17 protein-coding genes and 1 riboswitch are annotated in these 18,285 nt (G+C 67.2%); of the genes, 15 read left to right on the top strand and 2 right to left on the bottom strand.

The genetic code is table 11. The features are described 5' to 3' along the window. From BLQ58_RS06045 to BLQ58_RS05995, 11 genes are all read left to right on the top strand, one after another. Positions 1 to 498, top strand: a 498-nt coding sequence (locus BLQ58_RS06045) for an isochorismatase family protein (protein WP_092595484.1), incomplete at its 5' end; no start/stop codon positions are given. A gap of 75 nt (positions 499 to 573) precedes the next feature. Further along, entirely contained in the window at positions 574 to 768 is a 195-nt protein-coding gene (locus BLQ58_RS06040) for a hypothetical protein (protein WP_092595482.1), read from the top strand. A gap of 81 nt (positions 769 to 849) precedes the next feature. Beyond that, the gene (locus BLQ58_RS06035; protein ID WP_139186062.1) at positions 850 to 1,818 is read left to right on the top strand and encodes a chromate resistance protein ChrB domain-containing protein; all 969 of its coding nucleotides are present in this window, start codon (positions 850 to 852) and stop codon (positions 1,816 to 1,818) included. Between the two features lie 19 nt (positions 1,819 to 1,837). Further along, positions 1,838 to 3,037 carry a chromate transporter gene (locus BLQ58_RS06030; RefSeq protein ID WP_092595480.1) on the top strand — a complete coding sequence of 400 codons (1,200 nt, stop codon included), beginning with the start codon at positions 1,838 to 1,840 and terminating at the stop codon, positions 3,035 to 3,037. 36 nt (positions 3,038 to 3,073) lie between these two features. Beyond that, the gene (locus BLQ58_RS06025; protein ID WP_092595478.1) at positions 3,074 to 3,532 is read left to right on the top strand and encodes a chromate resistance protein ChrB domain-containing protein; all 459 of its coding nucleotides are present in this window, start codon (positions 3,074 to 3,076) and stop codon (positions 3,530 to 3,532) included. 415 nt (positions 3,533 to 3,947) lie between these two features. After that, entirely contained in the window at positions 3,948 to 4,736 is a 789-nt protein-coding gene (locus tag BLQ58_RS06020; protein ID WP_092595476.1) for an amino acid ABC transporter substrate-binding protein, read from the top strand. Between the two features lie 86 nt (positions 4,737 to 4,822). Next, positions 4,823 to 5,476: an amino acid ABC transporter permease gene (locus tag BLQ58_RS06015; protein WP_092595474.1), complete on the top strand. Its 654-nt coding sequence runs from the start codon at positions 4,823 to 4,825 to the stop codon at positions 5,474 to 5,476. A gap of 28 nt (positions 5,477 to 5,504) precedes the next feature. Beyond that, positions 5,505 to 6,254, top strand: a complete 750-nt coding sequence (locus BLQ58_RS06010; protein ID WP_092595562.1) for an amino acid ABC transporter ATP-binding protein — start codon at positions 5,505 to 5,507, stop codon at positions 6,252 to 6,254. A 115-nt stretch (positions 6,255 to 6,369) separates the two neighbouring features. Continuing rightward, a riboswitch (cobalamin riboswitch) is annotated at positions 6,370 to 6,629 on the top strand. Between the two features lie 32 nt (positions 6,630 to 6,661). Next, entirely contained in the window at positions 6,662 to 8,884 is a 2,223-nt protein-coding gene (locus tag BLQ58_RS06005; RefSeq protein ID WP_092595472.1) for a TonB-dependent receptor, read from the top strand. Positions 8,885 to 8,970: 86 nt separating this feature from the next. Continuing rightward, the gene (locus BLQ58_RS06000; RefSeq protein ID WP_092595470.1) at positions 8,971 to 9,738 is read left to right on the top strand and encodes a DeoR/GlpR family DNA-binding transcription regulator; all 768 of its coding nucleotides are present in this window, start codon (positions 8,971 to 8,973) and stop codon (positions 9,736 to 9,738) included. Positions 9,739 to 9,972: 234 nt separating this feature from the next. After that, positions 9,973 to 11,715 (top strand): SulP family inorganic anion transporter, encoded by a 1,743-nt coding sequence (locus BLQ58_RS05995; protein ID WP_092595468.1) that lies wholly within the window; start codon positions 9,973 to 9,975, stop codon positions 11,713 to 11,715. A 42-nt stretch (positions 11,716 to 11,757) separates the two neighbouring features. Here the strand turns inward: BLQ58_RS05995 and BLQ58_RS05990 are convergent, their stop codons facing one another. After that, positions 11,758 to 12,555: an IclR family transcriptional regulator gene (locus tag BLQ58_RS05990; protein ID WP_092595466.1), complete on the bottom strand. Its 798-nt coding sequence runs from the start codon at positions 12,553 to 12,555 to the stop codon at positions 11,758 to 11,760. Continuing rightward, positions 12,552 to 13,331 (bottom strand): IclR family transcriptional regulator, encoded by a 780-nt coding sequence (locus BLQ58_RS05985; RefSeq protein ID WP_092595465.1) that lies wholly within the window; start codon positions 13,329 to 13,331, stop codon positions 12,552 to 12,554. The genes BLQ58_RS05990 and BLQ58_RS05985 overlap by 4 nt, the downstream gene beginning before the upstream one ends. 265 nt (positions 13,332 to 13,596) lie before the next feature. Here BLQ58_RS05985 and BLQ58_RS05980 point away from each other — a divergent pair, with 265 nt between their 5' ends. The 4 genes from BLQ58_RS05980 to BLQ58_RS05965 all read left to right on the top strand — a co-directional run bounded on the left by BLQ58_RS05980 (position 13,597) and on the right by BLQ58_RS05965 (position 18,244). Continuing rightward, positions 13,597 to 14,556 carry an MBL fold metallo-hydrolase gene (locus tag BLQ58_RS05980; protein WP_092595463.1) on the top strand — a complete coding sequence of 320 codons (960 nt, stop codon included), beginning with the start codon at positions 13,597 to 13,599 and terminating at the stop codon, positions 14,554 to 14,556. Positions 14,557 to 14,779: 223 nt separating this feature from the next. Beyond that, positions 14,780 to 16,534, top strand: coding sequence for an FAD-dependent oxidoreductase (locus BLQ58_RS05975; protein ID WP_092595461.1), 1,755 nt, complete (start codon positions 14,780 to 14,782; stop codon positions 16,532 to 16,534). 35 nt (positions 16,535 to 16,569) lie between these two features. Then, positions 16,570 to 16,779, top strand: coding sequence for a DUF2783 domain-containing protein (locus BLQ58_RS05970; protein ID WP_092595459.1), 210 nt, complete (start codon positions 16,570 to 16,572; stop codon positions 16,777 to 16,779). A 103-nt stretch (positions 16,780 to 16,882) separates the two neighbouring features. Beyond that, on the top strand, positions 16,883 to 18,244 hold the full coding sequence (locus BLQ58_RS05965; RefSeq protein WP_092595457.1) for an MFS transporter: 1,362 nt from the start codon (positions 16,883 to 16,885) through the stop codon (positions 18,242 to 18,244). Positions 18,245 to 18,285 lie beyond the last annotated feature (41 nt).

Below are 18,285 nucleotides of genomic sequence, written 5' to 3'. Positions count from 1 at the left end.
TACACCTACCCCGAACTGCTCGACGTCTTCCCGGGCAAGGAAACGCTCGAACGCACGTCGATGAACTCGTGGGACGACCAGAAGGTGCGCGACTCGCTGGCCGCCAACGGCCGCAAGAAGATCGTCGTGGCCGGTCTGTGGACCGAGGTGTGCAACACGACCTTCGCCCTGAGCGCGATGCTCGAAGGCGACTACGAGATCTACATGGTGGCCGACGCCTCGGGCGGCACCACCAAGGAAGCGCACGACTACGCCATGCAACGCATGATCCAGGCCGGCGTGGTGCCGGTGACGTGGCAGCAGGTGCTGCTGGAATGGCAGCGCGACTGGAAGAACAAGGAAACGTACGACGCGGTGACGGGCCTGGCGAAGGAACACTCGGGCGCCTACGGCATGGGCATCGACTACGCCTACACGATGGTGCACAAGGCCGCCCAGCGCACGCAGAGTGCCCATCCGTCGATCGCCCCGGTGCATGCGCCGGTGATCGAGTACTGACATCCACGGTGGGTGGCGCGGCATCGGAGCCGGGCCACCCGGAACAAGCGCACAAGGCCAAAGACGGCAACCGCTATGACACGCCATCAACAACTCGGTCGTAAGCTGGAAATGGCCGCCGTCGCCTTCGCGACGGGATTCTCATCGCATGGGCACACCTCTTCGTCCCTGGGCATGTTGGCCGGAACGCTGGCGGTGTGCGCCCTGGTCGCACGCAGCGCGCTCAACCGCCGCCCCGCCACGGCGGAACTGGCCTGGGCAGCGCATTGATCGCATGGCCGGGCGCGTCCCCGGCTTGTAGAGCTTGTGACAGACTTGAAGTGCATGTTGCGGCAACCTACGATGCCCGGCATGGACACTTTTCCTTCCGCCACCTGGCGGCTCCTGATCATCAGCCTTCCGACGTCGGCAGCCACGGCCCGCATGCGCTTCTGGCGCGCGATCAAGGCGCTGGGTGGCGCGGCGCTGCGCGATGGCGTCTATCTGGTTCCTGACCGGGCTGAACTGCAGCCGCCCCTGCAGGCACTTGCCGACGATGCGGCGGAACAGGACGGCAAGGTCTGGCTGCTATCGGTCGTGGCCACGCAGGAACAGGAAGCCGACTATCGGCGACTGTTCGACCGTTCGGCCGAATATGCCGACTGGACCGCTGAACTGGCGGCCGCCCGCGAGGCCATCACCGGCCTGAACGAAGCCGAGCTGTTGCGCGCAGCGCGCCGGTTGGGACGTGGTTACGACGCGATCCGCAAGATCGACTTCTTCCCCGGCGAGCCCGCCGCGATTGCCGAGGCAAAGTGGCGCGATTTCAATGCCGCGGTGGATGCCGCGCTGTCTCCCGGCGAGCCGCATGGCGTCTCCGGTGCCATCGCCAGGCGCGACCCCACGCAGTACCAGGGGCGCTGCTGGGCCACGCGCAAGCACCTCTGGGTGGACCGCGTCGCGTGCGCCTGGCTGATTCAGCGTTTTATCGATCCCCATGCCCGGTTCCTGTGGCTCGATGACGTGCGGCAGTGCCCGGACGATGCCCTCGGCTTCGATTTCGACGGCGCGACGTTCACGCATATCGGCGACCGCGTGTCGTTCGAGGTGCTGATGGCGAGCTTCGGGCTGGACGAGGACAAGGGGCTGTCGAAGCTGGCGCAACTGATTCACGTACTCGATGTCGGCGGGGCGCCGGTCGCGGAGGCCAGCGGGTTCGAGGCCGTGCTGACCGGGGCGCGCACCCGTATGCCGGACGACGACGCGTTGCTGCGCGACATGAGCCCGGTACTGGATTCCCTTTACACCCACTACGGCAGCGCCAGCCGCCGCAAACGGTAGCACCCTGGGGACATTGCACATGAATCCGCAAGACACACCTCCCACTGGGGACATCGGCCAGGACGGCCCCCGTTATGGCCTCTGGCAGCTGGTCTGCTACATGCTGCGCCTGGGCACGCTCGGCTTTGGCGGGCCCGTGGCGCTGGCTGGCTACATGCATCGCGATCTGGTCGAGCGCAGGCACTGGATCACCGATGGGGACTACAAGGAGGGCATCGCGCTGGCGCAACTGGCGCCAGGGCCGATGGCCGCGCAGCTTGCCATCTATCTGGGATATGTCCACTACCGCATCGTCGGCGCCACGCTGGTCGGCGTTGCCTTCGTCCTGCCGTCGTTCCTGATGGTGCTGGCGCTGGGCTGGGCCTATACGAAGTTCGGTGGCCTGACGTGGATGCAGTCGGTGTTCTACGGCGTCGGCGCGGCGGTGATCGGCATCATCACGCTCAGCGCGTACAAGCTGACCAACAAGAGCGTGGGCCGGGACCCGTTGCTGTGGGGCATCTATCTGGTGCTGGGCGCGGTCACGGTCATCACCGAATCGGAAATCGCGTGGCTGTTCCTGGCCGCCGGACTGCTGGTGTGGTTCTGGCGCGCGCCGCCGAAGTGGCTGCGCGAGCGGGGCGTCAATGCCGTCGCCGCCGCGCAGTTGCCGATGGCCGGCGGATTCGCCAGCAGCCTGGACTGGCCGCTGCTGATGCAGATCGGCGTGTTCTTCGCCAAGGCCGGGGCATTCGTATTCGGCTCGGGGCTGGCCATCGTGCCGTTCCTGTACGGCGGCGTGGTGACCGAGCACCACTGGCTCAATGACAAGCAGTTTGTCGATGCCGTGGCCGTGGCCATGATCACGCCCGGCCCCGTGGTGATTACCGTGGGCTTCATCGGCTATCTGGTGGCAGGCCTTCCCGGCGCGGTGGTGGCCGCGCTGGCCACGTTCCTGCCTTGCTATCTGTTTACCGTCATCCCGGCGCCCTACTTCAAGAAGTACGGCAAGCGGCCGGCCATCATCGCCTTCGTGGACGGCGTGACGGCGGCGGCCGTGGGCGCCATCACGGGCGCCGTGATCGTGCTGGCCCGGCGCTCGCTGGTCGATGTCCCGACCGTGGCGCTGGCCCTGGTGACCGTGCTGTTGCTCTGGCGTTTCAAGAAACTGCCAGAGCCGGTGATCGTGCTCGGTGCGGCCGTTATCGGGCTGATCGTCTATCCGCTGCTGCGGGGCTGATGTCGGCCGGCGTCGGCGGATGTTCAGGAGCCAATCATGAAATGGATCACGCGGGAACGCCCCAAGATCGACCGGATCGCCTGTCCCTGGCTGGTGGCCCGGTTTATCGATCCTTCGCCAGAGTTTCTTTATGTGCCGGCCGGCGACGTGCTGGCCGAGGCCCAGCGCAGCGGGGCGATTCCCTACGACATCCCCGGCGTCGAACTGTCGCACGAAGGCGACCTGTGCAGTTTCGACGCCTTCCTGAAGAAATACGGCCTGGACGACCCATCGCTCGACCAGCTTGCCGCCATCGTCCGGGGTGCCGACACGTCGCGGCTGGACCTCACCCGCGAGTCCGGCGGCCTCTATGCGATATCGCTGGGCCTGTCGAAGACCTTCGCCGACGACCACGACATGCTGCGGCAGGGCATGGTGATGTACGACGCCCTGTATGCCTGGTGCAAGCACTGCCAGGCCGAGACGCACAATTGGCCGCCGATCATGCCGGCTTGAACGATCGCCACGAAAAGTGCCTTTTAGATATCAATCGCGGGGCGGATGACATCAGGCGCGGCGCCGATCACGGCCTGCCGCGCCTTGCGTCCCTGTAGAATGTCGGCCTGTTGGCTGGTCACCCGGCGCTGCCCATCGGTCAACCCGGTTGGCCAGGACGCCAGATGGCCAATTGCTCACGCGTTCAGCGATCTCTGCGGATCGCCTTGCCGAATCGCCTGATCCGCGCCCACTTCCCGAAGTTCATACCATGCCGGCGCACAACCCGGCGCGGCGGGGCAATTGTGCGCGGCGCCGGGCGTTGCCTGGCCGTGAGCCCCAGTTGCGCCCACGGGCGCGAATGGTGCCGGTGGCGGCGATCCTGCCATCGGTGCGGCGGCACGCGTTGCCGCACCCTTAATCTCTCCTCGACATCATGAAAAAAATAGCAGCCGTTCTCCTGATCTCCGGTCTTTCGTTGCTGGCCGCCTGCGGCAAGAGCGACCCGACGCCGGCGGCGAAGCCCGCCAGCGCCAGCACCAGCATCGTGGTGGGCCTGGACGACAACTTCCCGCCGATGGGTTTCCGCGATGCCAACAACCAGCTGGTCGGCTTCGACATCGACATGGCGAAGGAAGCGGCGCAGCGCCTCGGCATGACGGTGGATTTCAAGCCGATCGACTGGAGCGCCAAGGAAGCCGAACTGAACGGCAAGCGCGTTGACGTGCTGTGGAACGGCCTGACGATCACCGAGGACCGCAAGAAGAACATCAGCTTCACCGCGCCGTACATGACGAACCACCAGATCGTCATCGTGACCGAAAAGTCGCCGATCCAGACCAAGGCCGACCTGGCCGGCCGCATCGTCGGTGCGCAGGACGGCAGCAGCGCCGTGGACGCGATCAAGAAAGAGGCCGCCGTGGCCGCCAGCCTGAAGGAACTGAAGTCGTTTGGCGACAATGTGACGGCGCTGATGGACCTGTCGGCGGGCCGCCTCGATGCCGTGGTGGTCGACGAAGTGGTGGGCCGCTACCTGGCCAGCAAGCGCGCCGGCGAATACCGCATCCTGGCCGAGAACTTCGGCACGGAAGACTACGGCGTGGGCGTGCGCAAGGACGACGGCGAACTGCTGGACAAGCTGAACAAAACGCTGGCTTCGATGAAGCAGGATGGCACCGCCGCACGCATCGCCACCCAGTGGTTCGGCGCGGACATCACGAAGTAAGGACAGCCACCTTGCAGGTGGCGCAGGGTTCGGGAAAGCAAGCAAATTGCACCGGCCCTGTTGCACCTGCATCGTAATGTTTGAGCATGGACTACGTTCTTTCTCTCCTGCCTCCGATGATGGAAGGGGCCAGGGTCACCCTGACCCTGTTCGCCATCACGCTCGGGCTGTCGGTGCCGTTGGGCCTGGCGCTGGCCTTGCTGCGGATCTCGGCGTGGGCGCCGGTCAGCGCCCTGGTGAATGGCTATATCTGGCTGATGCGCGGCACGCCGCTGATGCTGCAGATGCTTTTCATCTACTTCGCGCTGCCGTTCGTGCCATATGTCGGCATCCGGCTGCCCGATTTCCCCGCGGCCGTGGTCGCGTTTGCGCTGAACTACGCGGCGTACTTCGCCGAGATCTTCCGGGCCGGCATCCAGTCGGTGGAGCGCGGCCAGTACGAGGCCAGCAAGACGCTGGGCCTGAGCTACTTCCAGACCATGCGCCGGATCGTGCTGCCCCAGATGATCGGCCGCGTGCTGCCCCCGGTGAGCAACGAGACCATCACGCTGGTCAAGGACACCTCGCTGATCTACGTGCTGGCGCTCAATGACATCCTGCGCACGGCGCGTAGCATCGTGCAGCGCGATTTCACGACAACCCCGTTCCTGGTGGCCGCACTGTTTTACCTGGTGATGACGCTGGTTCTGACGTGGCTCTTCCAACGCCTCGAAAAACGCTATGCAAGATACGATCAATGAGAACGCCGGCGTGCGCGAGCGCCCATTGATGGTGTCGGCCCGCGACATTCACAAGTCCTTCGGCGCGCTGGAGGTGCTGAAGGGCGTGTCGCTGTCGCTGCGCAAGGGCGATGTGACCGCCGTGATCGGGCCGTCGGGCTCGGGCAAGAGCACGCTGCTGCGGTGCATGAACCATCTGGAACTGATCGACCGGGGCACGCTGGAAATCGAAGGCGAAGCGCTGGCGACCACCGACGCCAGCGGCGTGCACTACGCCAGGGGTGCCGATCTGCGTCGTATTTGCGCCAGAATGGGCATGGTGTTCCAGTCGTTCAACCTGTTCCCGCACCTGACCGTGCTGCAGAACCTGATCGAGGCCCCGATGACGGTCAAGCGCATGTCGCGCGACCGTATCGTGCCGCTGGCCGAGGATCTGCTGCGCAAGGTCGGCCTGTTCGACAAGCGCGACAGCTATCCATCGCGGCTGTCGGGCGGCCAGAAGCAGCGTGTGGCAATTGCCCGCGCGCTGGCCATGGAGCCGGACATCATGCTGTTCGACGAGCCCACTTCGGCGCTCGACCCCGAACTGACCGGCGAAGTGCTGCGCACCATGCGCCAGCTGGCCGACGAGCACATGACGATGCTGGTGGTCACGCACGAAATGGGTTTCGCGCGCGAGGTGGCCAACCATGTGGTCTTCATGGATGGCGGCAAGGTGGTGGAGGAAGGCCCGCCGGCGCAGTTGTTCGGGGCGCCCGTCCAGGCGCGGACGCGGGAATTCCTGACACGCGTGTTCTGAGGCGTGCGCCGGCCCGCCCGGCCCGCCCGGCTGGCACGCCAGGCACGTGTCCTTTTGTCGCGTTTGCATCAAATCTGTTGCAGGTAGAATGCGCACCGCGGCACACGGTCCTCGTGTGCCGACCGTGACTGCAGGTGCCGGCGAGCGACTCGCCGGTTAAACGGGAAACAGGTGCGCCGTCGATCGTCCAGATTTCGACGAAAACGGCCATGCCTGTGCTGCCCCCGCAACGGTAAGCAGGTTGGGAACCGTCAGGCCGATCCCTAGCGATCGGCGGTCACTGTGCCAGCACATGGCGCGGGAAGGCGATGGCATCCCCGGCGCGCGAGCGCCGCCCTGCAAGCCCGGATACCGGCCTGTTGTCATCATCGATTCCTATTGTCCGGGCGGGGTCGTCCGGCTTCACGATGACACACAACCTGTCCGCGCCTTCCGCCGGCCGCCCGCGCCCAGCCCAGTTTCGCTCAGGCTCGGCGCCTGCGCGTCGACCGCACCTGCTGGCTGCCTCGCTTGGCGCCGTCGCCAGCCTCAATTTCCCTGGTGCATGGGCCCAGGAGGCCGCTCCCGACCGGAAGGCAGGCACGCTGCCGGCTGTCACGGTCAGCGGGTCGGCTGGGGCCGACCAGCCCGGGCTAGCCCTGTCCACGCCCGAATACACAGGCAGCCGTCTGGGCCTGACCCCGCTGGAAACACCGGCCAGCGTCGAAGTGCTCAGCGGCGAGACGATCCGTGCGCGCGGCGACCAGTCCGTGCGCGAGGCGGTGACGCGCGCCACCGGCATCACGGGCAACCCGGCGCCCGGCAACGGTGGCACGTCGCTGACGGCCCGTGGCTTCTCCGGCCAGGGCTCGGTCATGCAGCTGCTCGACGGCACGCGCATGTACGTGGCCTCGGGCACCGTCACGTTCCCGTTCGATACCTGGTCGGTGGATCGCATCGAAGTGCTGCGCGGGCCGGCATCGGTCATGTATGGCGAAGGGGCTATCGGCGGCGTGGTCAACGTGGTGCAGAAGAAGCCGATCCGCGGACCCATCGAGAACGAACTCCAGCTCACCGGCGGCGCCGAGAAGACCGCACGCGTGGCGTTCGACAGCGGCGGCAGGGTCAACGACAACCTGTCGTACCGCTTCGCCACCGCCTACAACCGCTCCGCCGGCTGGGTCGATCGCGGGGATTCGAACAACCTGATGGTGTCGGCGTCGGTACGGCTGGACGTCAATCCGGACTTCAACCTGACGCTGTCCTATGACGACGGCACCCAGCATCCGCAGCAGTACTTCGGCGTGCCGCTGGTGAACGGCAGCCTGGACACGTCGCTGCGCAAGAAGAACTACAACGTGGGCGATGCCCAGATCAGCTACCGCGACCGCTGGACGCGCCTGAGCGCCGAATGGACGCCCAACGACCGCGTCACGGTGCGCAACCAGTTCTATTACCTGACCAGCCACCGCCACTGGCGCGACAGCGAGACCTACGCGTTCCAGCCGGCAACGTCGCAGGTGCGCCGCACTGACTATCTGGAAATCCTGCACGACCAGGAGCAGGTGGGCAACCGCGCGGACCTGACTGTCAAGAGCCGGCTGTTCGGGCTGGAGAACGCCACGACGGTCGGCTTCGACATCAACAAGATCAACTTCACCCATTCGAACAATTCGCCGTATGGCGGATCGTCGACGGTCAATGCGTACGACTTCGATCCGGGGATGTTCTTCAGCCCGCCGGGCATCGTCACCTCGCCGCGCCTGCGTACCAATACCACGCAGTACGCGCTGTTCGGCGAGCATCGTATTTCCTTTACGCCGCAGTGGTCGGTGATCGGCGGCGTGCGCTTTGACCACGCCCGGCTGTACCGCACCGATCTGGTCGCCGACACGGGCTGGGAGAAGACCTTCGCCAACACAACGTGGCGCGTGGGCACGGTGTACCAGTTCACGCCGGCGCTGTCGGTCTACGCGCAGTACGCCACGGCCACCGATCCGCTTGGCGCGCTGGTGACGACGAACGACGCGCAGCGCAATTTCGAACTGGCCACCGGCAAGCAGGTGGAAGTGGGGGTGAAGCAGGCGTTCTGGGGCCGTCGCGGCGAATGGACACTGGCGGCCTACGAGATCCGCAAGAACAACCTGCTGTCGCGCGACCCGGTCAATCCGACGGTCACCCAGCAGGTGGGCCAACAGTCGTCGCGCGGGCTGGAGGCATCGGCCAGCGTGGAAGTGCTGCGCGGCCTGCGCCTGGACGTCAACGGCACGGTGCTGCGCGCGCGCTACGACGACTTCACCGAGTCGGTGGGCGGCGTGGCGGTGTCGCGTGCCGGCAATGTGCCGGCCAGCGTGCCCCAGCAGGCCGCCAACGCCTGGCTGAGCTGGAATGTCATGCCGCAATGGACGTTCGCCGCGGGCCTGCGTTACGTGGGCGGCCGCTATGCGGACACGGCCAACAAGGTGCGCGTGCCCAGCTATACGACGGTCGATACCGCGCTGTCGTGGCGCGTGACCAAACAGGCGGCGCTGACGCTGCGCGTCTACAACCTGTTCAACCGCGACTACGCCGAATCGTTCTCCAACGGCGGCCAGCAGCGGCTGCTGGGTCGTCCGCGCTCGGCGGAACTGTCGGCGAACGTCTACTTCTGAGTGGGGGAGGGCATGACTGTCACGGAAACGTCACATCGCGCGCTTACATTTTCGTTCGACCATGCAAAGTGAGCGAATGAACGTCGATGAGCCTGACCCTGCGGCAACGTGAAATCTTCGGCTGGCTGAACGATGCCGGCTACCTCAGTACCGAACAACTGGCCAGCCGCTTTGGCGTCAGCAGCCAGACCATCCGGCGCGACATCAACGAACTGAGCGTGCAGGGTCTGGCGCGACGGATGCACGGCGGGCTGAGCCTGCCGGCCAGCCAGCACAACATCAGCTACCTGCAACGCAGTACCGCGCATGTCGAGCGCAAGCGGCGCATTGCCGAGGTGGCCATCGGCATCGTCGAGGCCGATGCCACGGTCTTCCTGGGCTATGGCACCACGGTGGCCGACTTTGCCCGCGCACTGCCGGACGACCTGCCCCTGCGCGTGATCACCAACAACCTGGGCGCCGTCCATGCGCTGGCCGACAAGCCCCGCATCGAAACCTGGGTGTCTGGCGGACGGCTGCGTGGCGGCGATTTCGATGTGATGGGCAGTGCCACCTTGGATTTTGTACGACGTTTTCGCGCGCATGTGGCGATCTGCAGCGCCGCCGGCATCGACGCTGACGGCACGTTCTACGAATTCCAGCCGGAAGAGGCCGAATTGAGTCAGGTGCTGCTGTCGCACAGCCATTTGCGCGTGCTGCTGGCCGACAGCAGCAAGTGCCTGCGCAACGCGCCGTGCCGTGTGGCCGGTCTGGACCAGATCGACCACCTGTTCACGGACGCCGAAGCCACCGAAGCGCTGCCGACGCTGCCGCACCTGTGCGAGCGCGCCGGCGTGGCGCTGCACCTGTGCTGAGCCCGCCACCGCCGATCCACATGGCGTCGTCCTTTATCGTCGATCGAGGCGCGCCTGAGGGTGGCCTTGGTTGACGGCGTGATCGCCCCGGCCCGGCTGTCGGGGCCGTAGGGGTGCCGGGTGCCGGGCGGGAAGGTATGTCACGCGCCACATTTGCGCGCTTGCTTTGGCGGATGCGAGACCTATGCTGAATCACACCGATCTCCGGCGTGTCACTACCAACAAAAGGGTCCCATGGCATCCACCGCGCCTACTCCAACGCCCGCCCACGCGCCGGCCGCCCACTGGCTGCGCTGGCTGCCCGGACTGGCCATGCTGCGCACCTACGAGGCAGCCTGGCTGCCGCGTGACCTCGCTGCCGGGCTGGTCCTGACCACGATGCTGGTGCCGGTGGGCATCGCCTATGCCGAGGCGTCGGGCGTGCCCGGCGTGTACGGGCTCTACGCGACGATCATCCCGCTGCTGGCCTATGCGCTGTTCGGGCCAAGCCGCATCCTGGTACTTGGGCCCGATTCCGCGCTGGCCGCGCCGATCCTGGCGGTGGTGCTGGGCATGTCCGGCGGAGACCCGATGCGTGCCGTGGCCACCGCCAGCCTGATGGCCATCGTCGCGGGCCTGTTCTGCATCGTGCTGGGCCTGCTGCGGCTGGGGTTCATTACCGAACTGCTGTCCAAGCCGATCCGCTACGGCTATATGAATGGCATCGCGCTGACGGTGCTGGTCAGCCAGCTGCCAAAGCTGTTCGCGATCAAGATCGACGATGCCGGGCCGCTGCGCGAGCTGTGGTGGCTGGCGCAGGCCATCGCCGATGGCAAGACCAACTGGTACAGCTTCGCCGTGGGCGCTGCCAGCCTGGTGTTGATCCTCTTTCTCAAACGATTCGAGCGCGTGCCGGGCATCCTGATCGCCGTGGTGCTGGCGACGCTGGCGGTCAGCGTGTTCCGATTGGATAGCCAAGGCGTGAAGGTGCTGGGCGAGATCCCGCAGGGGCTGCCGACGTTCGCGCTGCCGTGGTTCAGCGGGGTGGATATCGTCCGGATCGTGCTGGGCGGCTGTGCCGTGGCGCTGATCGCCTTTGCCGATACCAGCGTGCTGTCGCGCACCTATGCCGCGCGCACCCATACGCGGGTGGATCCGAATCAGGAGATGGTGGGCCTGGGCGTGGCAAACCTGGCGGCCGGGCTGTTCCAGGGGTTTCCGATCAGCAGCAGCGCGTCGCGCACGCCGGTGGCCGAGGCAGCCGGCGCCCGTACGCAGCTGACTGGCGTGGTTGGCGCCATTGCCGTGGCGGCCCTGCTGCTGGTGGCGCCGAACCTGCTGCGCTACCTGCCCAACAGCGCGCTGGCCGCCGTGGTGATCGCCGCGGCCATCGGCCTGTTCGAGTTCAGGGACCTGCAGCGCATCTATCGCATCCAGCAGTGGGAGTTCTGGCTGTCGATGCTGTGCTTTGCCGCCGTGGCCGTATTCGGCACGATTCCCGGCATCTGCCTGGCCGTGGTCCTGGCCGTGATCGAATTCCTGTGGGACGGCTGGCGGCCGCACTTCGCGGTACTGGGCCGGGTGCCGGGCCTGCGCGGCTACCACGACCTGAAACGCTATCCCCATGCGGCGCTGATCGACGGGCTGGTGTTGTTCCGCTGGGACGCGCCGCTGTTCTTTGCCAATGCCGAACTGTTCCAGCAGCGCCTGACAGAGGCCGTGGAGGCGGCGCCGAAGCCGGTGCGCTGGGTGGTGGTGGCGGCCGAGCCGGTCACCAGCGTGGACGTCACGTCGGCCGACATGCTGCGCGAACTGAGCCAGAACCTGGCGGCGGACGGCGTGGCTCTGCATTTCGCGGAAATGAAGGACCCCGTCCGCGACAAGCTGCGGCGCTTCGAGCTGACCGAGACATTCCCCAACGATTGCTTCCATCCCACCGTGGGGAGCGCCGTGGACGACTATCTGGCCAGCATCGGTGCCCGGAAGCTGGACGAATGACGATGGAGCGAGGCACGGCACACGGCGGGGCGGTACGCCGCGTCAGCCCCCGCTGGCGCCCATCGCCCCGAACCGCCACGACAACCGCCGCGCCGCCTGCCTGACCAGTTGGGCCACATCGCCGTCCAGCGCGCTGTCGAAGCTGCCGCTGCTGCCCATCACGGCGATGACCAGCGCCAGCGCGCCGGTGTGGTCGAACACCGGGGCGGCCAGTGTGTCGATGCCGGGCACGGGACGGCTGACGGCGTTGTCGATGCCGTCGTCGCGGATATTGCGCCAGCGCGGGATGGCGGCCTGCTGAATCGCCGTATCCACGGGCGCGCCCGCCATGCGGATCGCATCCTGCGCCAGCGCCTGGGTCAGTACGTCGTCGGGCAGATGGGCGGCAAACGTGCGGCCGATGGCCGTGTTGACCATCGACAGCACCGTGCCCACGCGCAGGCTGACGTGCTGCGGACGCGACGCTTCTTCCAGCCGGATCACCGTGGGCCCCAGGGGGCCGAACACCGCCATCGCCACCGACAGCCCGGTGGCATGCGCCAGCGCCACCACCTCGGGCTCGGCCTCGCGCGTGGGCGACAGGCGCTGCAGCGCCACCAGGCCCATCTCCAGCGCCAGCATGCCGGCCTCGAAATCGCCGTCGGCATTGCGCGTCAGCAGGCCGATCTTCTGCAGGCTGACCAGATGCGGGAACGCCTTGGCCGGCGCCATGCCGGCGGCGCGCGCCAGTTCGCCCAGCGACAGCGGACGGCCGGCGTCGGCCAGCGCATTGAGCAACTGCCCGGTATTGTCGAGCGACTGGATGCCGCGCTGGGGTTTGCTGTCTTCCAGTTCGGTCATGTCGCCACCATTGCCTGCGCGATGTCGTCGATGGCGCTGCGCAGCGCACGTGCCACCGGGCCCTGCCAGTCGACGTCGATGGCGCCGGTGGATCCGATGGCGGTCAGCACCAGGTGCAGCGTGCCATCGGCATCGACCAGCGGCATCGCCAGGCTGCTGACGGCCGGGCTGGGCGAATCGATGCTGCGTTCCATGCCGCGCTGGCGCACGGCGGCCAGTTGATCCATGAAGGCGGGCAAGGCATCCGCAGCGGCGCCGGCCTGCTGCTGGACCCAGATCGGCTGCCAGTGCGCTGGCGGCTGAAACGCGCAGTACGTGCGGCCGGTGGCCGTGGTGGCCAGGGCCATGACCGTCCCCACATGCAGGTTGACGTGCAGCGGCGAGCCGGCGGACGCGTAATGGACGATGGTCGGCCCCTGCGGCGTGGGCAGGCTGACGGCCACGTTCCAGCCGATGGCCGACGCCAGTGCCTGCACGTGCGGCACGGCCGCGCGGTACGCGGGCGTGTGATCGAGATGCAACATGCCCAGGCGCAATGCCAGCGGCCCGGGTTCGTAGCTGCCGTCGAGATGATCGCGCTTGATGAGCCCGAGCCTCGTCAGGCTGACCAGGTAGGTATGCGCCTGCGCCGGCGCCAGTTGCGCGGCGGCCGCCAGTTCGGCCAGGGCCAGCGGCCGGCGTGCATCGGCCAGCGCCTGCAGCAGGCGGCCGCCAACCTCCACGCTCTGGATGCCGCGCTGTGTCTTGCCGGCGGATTCGCCCGGGGGTCTTGCCATGCCTGCTTGCTGCCCTGTCTGTCGGAAAGAGCCCAATGGTACGCGATGCATCGCCCGCGGGCGGCCTGTCAGGCGCTTGAGGCGGCCCCTGGGCATCGGGGTTTTCCCGCGTCGCCCACGCTGCGTCAAGGGCTGGCGGGTAATTTAGCAAATAGCAATTGTATTTGCCATTGACTAAAAATAGCCGTCTTCCTAAGATTCATTCACGCCGATCCCGCAGCGTGATCGCCCCATCCATCCCCATACCGAAGACAACGAGGCAGACATGGCAAAAGCATTCGCATCCCAGGCCGACCTGGAAGCCAAGCAGATCACCTTCACCCAGCTTTCCGAAAACGCCTGGGCCTATACGGCCGAGGGCGACCCCAATTCGGGCGTGATCATTGGCGACGACGGCGTGATGATCGTGGACACCACCGCCACGCCGGCCATGGCGCAGGACCTGATTGCCCGCATCCGCGAGATCACCGACAAGCCGATCAAGTACGTGGTGCTGTCGCACTACCACGCGGTGCGCGTGCTGGGCGCGTCGGCCTACTTTGCCGAGGGCGCGCAGCAGATCATCGCCAGCCGTGGCACCTACGAGATGATCGTCGAGCGCGGCGAGGCCGACATGAAGTCCGAGATCGAACGCTTTCCGCGCCTGTTTGCCGGCGTGGAAACCGTGCCGGGCCTGACCTGGCCGACGCTGGTCTTCGAGCGCGAGATCACGCTGTTCATGGGCAAGCTCGAAGTGCGCATCGCCCACCTGGGCGCCGGGCACACCAAGGGCGACACCGTGGTGTGGCTGCCCCAGCAGAAGGTGCTGTTCTCGGGCGACCTGGTGGAGTACGACGCCGCCTGCTACTGCGGCGACGCCCAGCTCGAACAATGGCCGGCCACGCTCGATGCGCTGGCCGCGCTGCAGCCCGAGAAGCTGGTGCCGGGCCGCGGCCCCGCGCTGACCACCCCGGCCGACGTGGCCAAGGGCCTGGCCTACACCAAGGATTTCGTCACCACGCTGCTGCAGGCCGGCCGCGAAGCCGTGGCCGACAAGCTCGACCTGAAGGCCGCCATGGCGCATACGCGCAAGTCGATGGACCCCAAGTTCGGCCACGTGTTCATCTACGAGCACTGCCTGCCGTTCGACGTGTCGCGTGCGTTCGACGAGGCGTCCGGCATCACGCATCCGCGCATCTGGACGGCGCAGAGGGATCAGGAAATGTGGGCGGCCTTGCAGGCGTAAGCAAGCGCAAGCAGGCGCAAGCCGGTGCGATGGTTTTCTCCCCTCGCCCGCACGGCGGGGGAGGGGCGGGGGAGGGCGGGGGAGAGGGGCGAGGGAAGGGCAGGGCAGTCCCACTGGCCAAGGGTAGCAGCCAGAACCGCCAGGTCCTCTCCCCAACCGCTCTCCCACTGCGCACGAGAGCGGCGCAAAAGAACGCAACCACATACAAGTGGACGGAGACACCATGAGCAGTACCGAAGTCGACATCGACTACCAGAAGCAGACGTACGCCTACGTGCCGTGTGCCGAGCAGCAGGCGGGCCACCGGGCCGAGGGCCCGCATCCCGTGATCGTGGTGGGCGCGGGGCCGGTGGGACTGGCCACCGCGATTGACCTGGCGCGCCACGACGTGCCGGTGGTGCTGGTCGATGACGACTGCACGCTGTCCACCGGATCGCGCGCGATCTGCTTCGCCAAGCGCACGCTGGACATCTTCGACCGCCTGGGCTGCGGCGACCGCATGGTCGACAAGGGCGTGCGCTGGCATGTGGGCAGGGTGTTCCTGCAGGACCGCCAGATCTACGCGTTCGACCTGCTGCCCGAGGCCGGCCACCAGCGTCCGGCGTTCATCAACCTGCAGCAGTATTACGTCGAGGGCTACCTGCTCGATTGCGCACGGGCGATGCCCAATATCGACATCCGCTGGAAGAGCCGCGCCGTGGCCGTGGAACAGCACGCCGACCACGTGGCGCTGACCATCGAGACCCCCGACGGCTGCTACACGCTGTGCGGCCGCTACGTGGTGGCTGCCGACGGGTCGCGCAGCCCGCTGCGCAAGATGCTGGGGCAGGAAAGCCATGGCCATACGTTCCGCGACCGCTTCCTGATAGCCGATGTGAAGATGGAGGCGCCGTTCCCGGCCGAACGCTGGTTCTGGTTCGACCCGCCCTTCCATCCAAACCAGTCGGTGCTGCTGCACCGCCAGCCCGACAACGTCTGGCGCATCGACTTCCAGCTGGGCTGGGATGCCGACCCCGTGGCCGAGAAGGCGCCCGAGCGCGTGATCCCCCGCGTGCAGGCGCTGCTGGGCCCCGACGCGAAGTTCGAACTGGAATGGGTCAGCGTCTACACGTTTGCGTGCGTGCGCATGGACAGCTTCCGCCATGGCCGCGTGCTGTTCGCCGGCGATGCCGCGCACGGGGTCTCCCCGTTCGGCGCGCGTGGCGCCAACAGCGGCGTGCAGGACGCCGAGAACCTGGCCTGGAAGCTGGCCTATGTGCTGCAAGGCAAGGCGCCCGACAGCCTGCTGGACACCTACGCCAGCGAGCGCGAATACGCGGCCGACGAGAACATCCGCAATTCCACGCGCGCCACCGACTTCATCACGCCGAAGAGCGCGGTCAGCCGGGTGTTCCGCGATGCCGTGCTGACGCTGGCGCGCGATCATGCGTTCGCGCGGCAGCTGGTCAACAGTGGCCGCCTTTCGGTGCCGGCCGTGCTGCACGATTCGACGCTGAATACGGCCGATGCCGATGCATTCGGCGGCGCCATGGCGCCGGGGGCGGCATGCGTGGACGCACCCGTTGCCGATGCGGCCGGCAAGCCGTGGCTGCTGCAGCACCTGGGCAACGCGTTCGTGGTGCTGGTATTCGGCCCGCCGGCCGGGCTCGATGCCGCGCAGGCCGAGGCGCTGCGCACGCTGCAGCAGGGCGGCATTCCGCTGCGCGTGGTGTTTGTCACCGACGCGGCCATTTCGGCATCGGCACAGGCCTGGCCCGGTGCCACGGTGCTGCGCGATGCCGAGGGCCTGGCGGCCAGCCGCTACGACGCGCGCGCCGGCACCTGCTACCTGATCCGGCCGGACCAGCACGTATGCGCGCGCTGGCGCGGTGTCGATGCGGCGGGCATCGCGGCGGCGCTGGCCCGTGCCACCGGCAACGCCCCGGCATCCCATGTCCTGACGCCATCCGCCCCGGTACAGGCGGCGGCGCTGGCCTGAAGTCCGAACGCAGCCATCCGAAGGAGACAGGCCCCATGCCGCTCAATACCGCCCCCAACCTGGCGCGCCCCGACGACTTCTACGAGGCGCTGATCGACATGCACCGTGACCTCGACGATGCCGCGAGCCAGGCCGTCAATGCGCGGCTGATCCTGCTGCTGGCCAACCATATCGGCGACCACGACACACTGGCCGAGGCCATGCGGCTGGCCCGTGCGGCAGCCGAAGCGCCCGCGCCAGCCTAGTCGCGCCTGGCCGCCACCCGACCCGCGATCGACCTCCGCAGGGGCGCAATCCGACGCCCCGGGGGCGACTCGCGCCTGCCACCCTGCTGAATCCGGAGACAACATGCACACCCAGAGCCTGGGCGCCGCCCCCGCCTTGCCAGAAATCCCATCCGAACCCCTGCCACACAGCCTGCCGCTGCCGCAGGAAGACGCGCTGTACCGCAAGGTCTGGCTGCGCATCATCCCGTTCCTGTTCGTCTGCTACGTGGTGTCGTTCCTGGACCGCATCAACATTGGCTTCGCCCAGTTGCAGATGAAGCAGGACCTGGGCTTCAGCGACGCGATGTACGGCCTGGGCGCCGCCGTGTTCTACGTGGGCTACGTGCTCTGCGAGGTGCCCAGCAACATGCTGCTGGCGCGTTTCGGGGCGCGACGCACATTCACGCGGATCATGGTGCTGTGGGGCGTGGCGTCGGTCGGCATGATGCTGGTGTCGCAACCGTCTCACTTCTATTTGCTGCGCTTTCTGCTGGGCGTGTTCGAGGCGGGCTTCTTCCCGGGCATCGTGCTGTACCTGACCTACTGGTTTCCCGCCCGCCGCCGGGCAGCGGTGATGGCGATCTTCTTTGCCGGCGTGGCGGTGGCCGGGGTGCTGGGCGGGCTGGTGTCGGGCTGGATCATGCGCGACATGGCCGGCGTGCTGGGCATGCAGGGTTGGCAATGGATGTTCGCCATCGAAGGCGCCCCGGCCGTGCTGCTGGGCCTGGTGGCGGCGTTCTGCCTGGTCGACGGCCCGCGCCAGGCGCGCTGGCTGACGCCCGCCGAGCAGGACTACCTGGTGGCGCAGCACGCGGCCGGGACGCAAGGCAAGGGCGGCCACGCCCATTCGCTGCGGGCGCTGGGCCAGGCGCTGCGCAACCCGCGCCTGTACCTGTTCGCGTTCATCTATTTCGCGCTGACCTGCGGATCGCTGACGCTGTCGTTCTGGATGCCGCTGATGATCCGGGATTTCGGCATCCGCGACGTGATGGCGATCAGCCTGTACTCGGTGATCCCGAACGCGATCGGCGCGGTGGGGCTGATCCTCATCGCACGCCGCTCCGACCGGCTGGGCGAGCGCCACGGGCACTTCCTGTGCTGCACCGCCGGCGGCGCGCTGGCGCTGGCCGCGCTGACCCTGCACGTGCCGAGCCTGGGCGTGTCGCTGGCGATTCTCTCGGTGGCGGCCGTGCTGATCTTCGCCGCCTTGCCGATCTTCTGGTCGCTGCCGCCCAGCCACCTGCCGGCCCATACCGCCGCCACGGGTATCGCGTTCATCTCCAGCATCGGCATCACCAGCGGCATCGTCAGCCCCTGGGTGATCGGCCAGATCAAGACGCACACGGGCAGCATGGACAACGCGCTGTACCTGCTGGCGGGCCTGCTGCTGGCCAGCGGACTGGCCATGTGGAACGGCATCCCACGCACCCCGGCGGCGCACTGACCGTTACGCCGCACCGCCGCATTTCCCCAAAGCCGGGCGCC

It is taken from the genome of Ralstonia sp. 25mfcol4.1 (assembly GCF_900104095.1).
In the GTDB taxonomy this organism is placed as follows: domain Bacteria; phylum Pseudomonadota; class Gammaproteobacteria; order Burkholderiales; family Burkholderiaceae; genus Cupriavidus.
The sequence above is the reverse complement of the archived record's forward strand: the minus strand, read 5'-3'. Positions and strand labels throughout refer to the sequence as shown.

What these genes read in the sequence shown, in the direction of transcription:
- BLQ58_RS06040 (WP_092595482.1), top strand. Translation starts at nt 574, where the DNA reads ATGACACGCCATCAACAACTCGGTCGTAAGCTGGAAATGGCCGCCGTC.
- BLQ58_RS06035 (WP_139186062.1), top strand. Translation starts at nt 850, where the DNA reads ATGGACACTTTTCCTTCCGCCACCTGGCGGCTCCTGATCATCAGCCTT.
- BLQ58_RS06030 (WP_092595480.1), top strand. Translation starts at nt 1,838, where the DNA reads ATGAATCCGCAAGACACACCTCCCACTGGGGACATCGGCCAGGACGGC.
- BLQ58_RS06025 (WP_092595478.1), top strand. Translation starts at nt 3,074, where the DNA reads ATGAAATGGATCACGCGGGAACGCCCCAAGATCGACCGGATCGCCTGT.
- BLQ58_RS06020 (WP_092595476.1), top strand. Translation starts at nt 3,948, where the DNA reads ATGAAAAAAATAGCAGCCGTTCTCCTGATCTCCGGTCTTTCGTTGCTG.
- BLQ58_RS06015 (WP_092595474.1), top strand. Translation starts at nt 4,823, where the DNA reads ATGGACTACGTTCTTTCTCTCCTGCCTCCGATGATGGAAGGGGCCAGG.
- BLQ58_RS06010 (WP_092595562.1), top strand. Translation starts at nt 5,505, where the DNA reads ATGGTGTCGGCCCGCGACATTCACAAGTCCTTCGGCGCGCTGGAGGTG.
- BLQ58_RS06005 (WP_092595472.1), top strand. Translation starts at nt 6,662, where the DNA reads ATGACACACAACCTGTCCGCGCCTTCCGCCGGCCGCCCGCGCCCAGCC.
- BLQ58_RS06000 (WP_092595470.1), top strand. Translation starts at nt 8,971, where the DNA reads ATGAGCCTGACCCTGCGGCAACGTGAAATCTTCGGCTGGCTGAACGAT.
- BLQ58_RS05995 (WP_092595468.1), top strand. Translation starts at nt 9,973, where the DNA reads ATGGCATCCACCGCGCCTACTCCAACGCCCGCCCACGCGCCGGCCGCC.
- BLQ58_RS05990 (WP_092595466.1), bottom strand. Translation starts at nt 12,555, where the DNA reads ATGACCGAACTGGAAGACAGCAAACCCCAGCGCGGCATCCAGTCGCTC.
- BLQ58_RS05985 (WP_092595465.1), bottom strand. Translation starts at nt 13,331, where the DNA reads ATGGCAAGACCCCCGGGCGAATCCGCCGGCAAGACACAGCGCGGCATC.
- BLQ58_RS05980 (WP_092595463.1), top strand. Translation starts at nt 13,597, where the DNA reads ATGGCAAAAGCATTCGCATCCCAGGCCGACCTGGAAGCCAAGCAGATC.
- BLQ58_RS05975 (WP_092595461.1), top strand. Translation starts at nt 14,780, where the DNA reads ATGAGCAGTACCGAAGTCGACATCGACTACCAGAAGCAGACGTACGCC.
- BLQ58_RS05970 (WP_092595459.1), top strand. Translation starts at nt 16,570, where the DNA reads ATGCCGCTCAATACCGCCCCCAACCTGGCGCGCCCCGACGACTTCTAC.
- BLQ58_RS05965 (WP_092595457.1), top strand. Translation starts at nt 16,883, where the DNA reads ATGCACACCCAGAGCCTGGGCGCCGCCCCCGCCTTGCCAGAAATCCCA.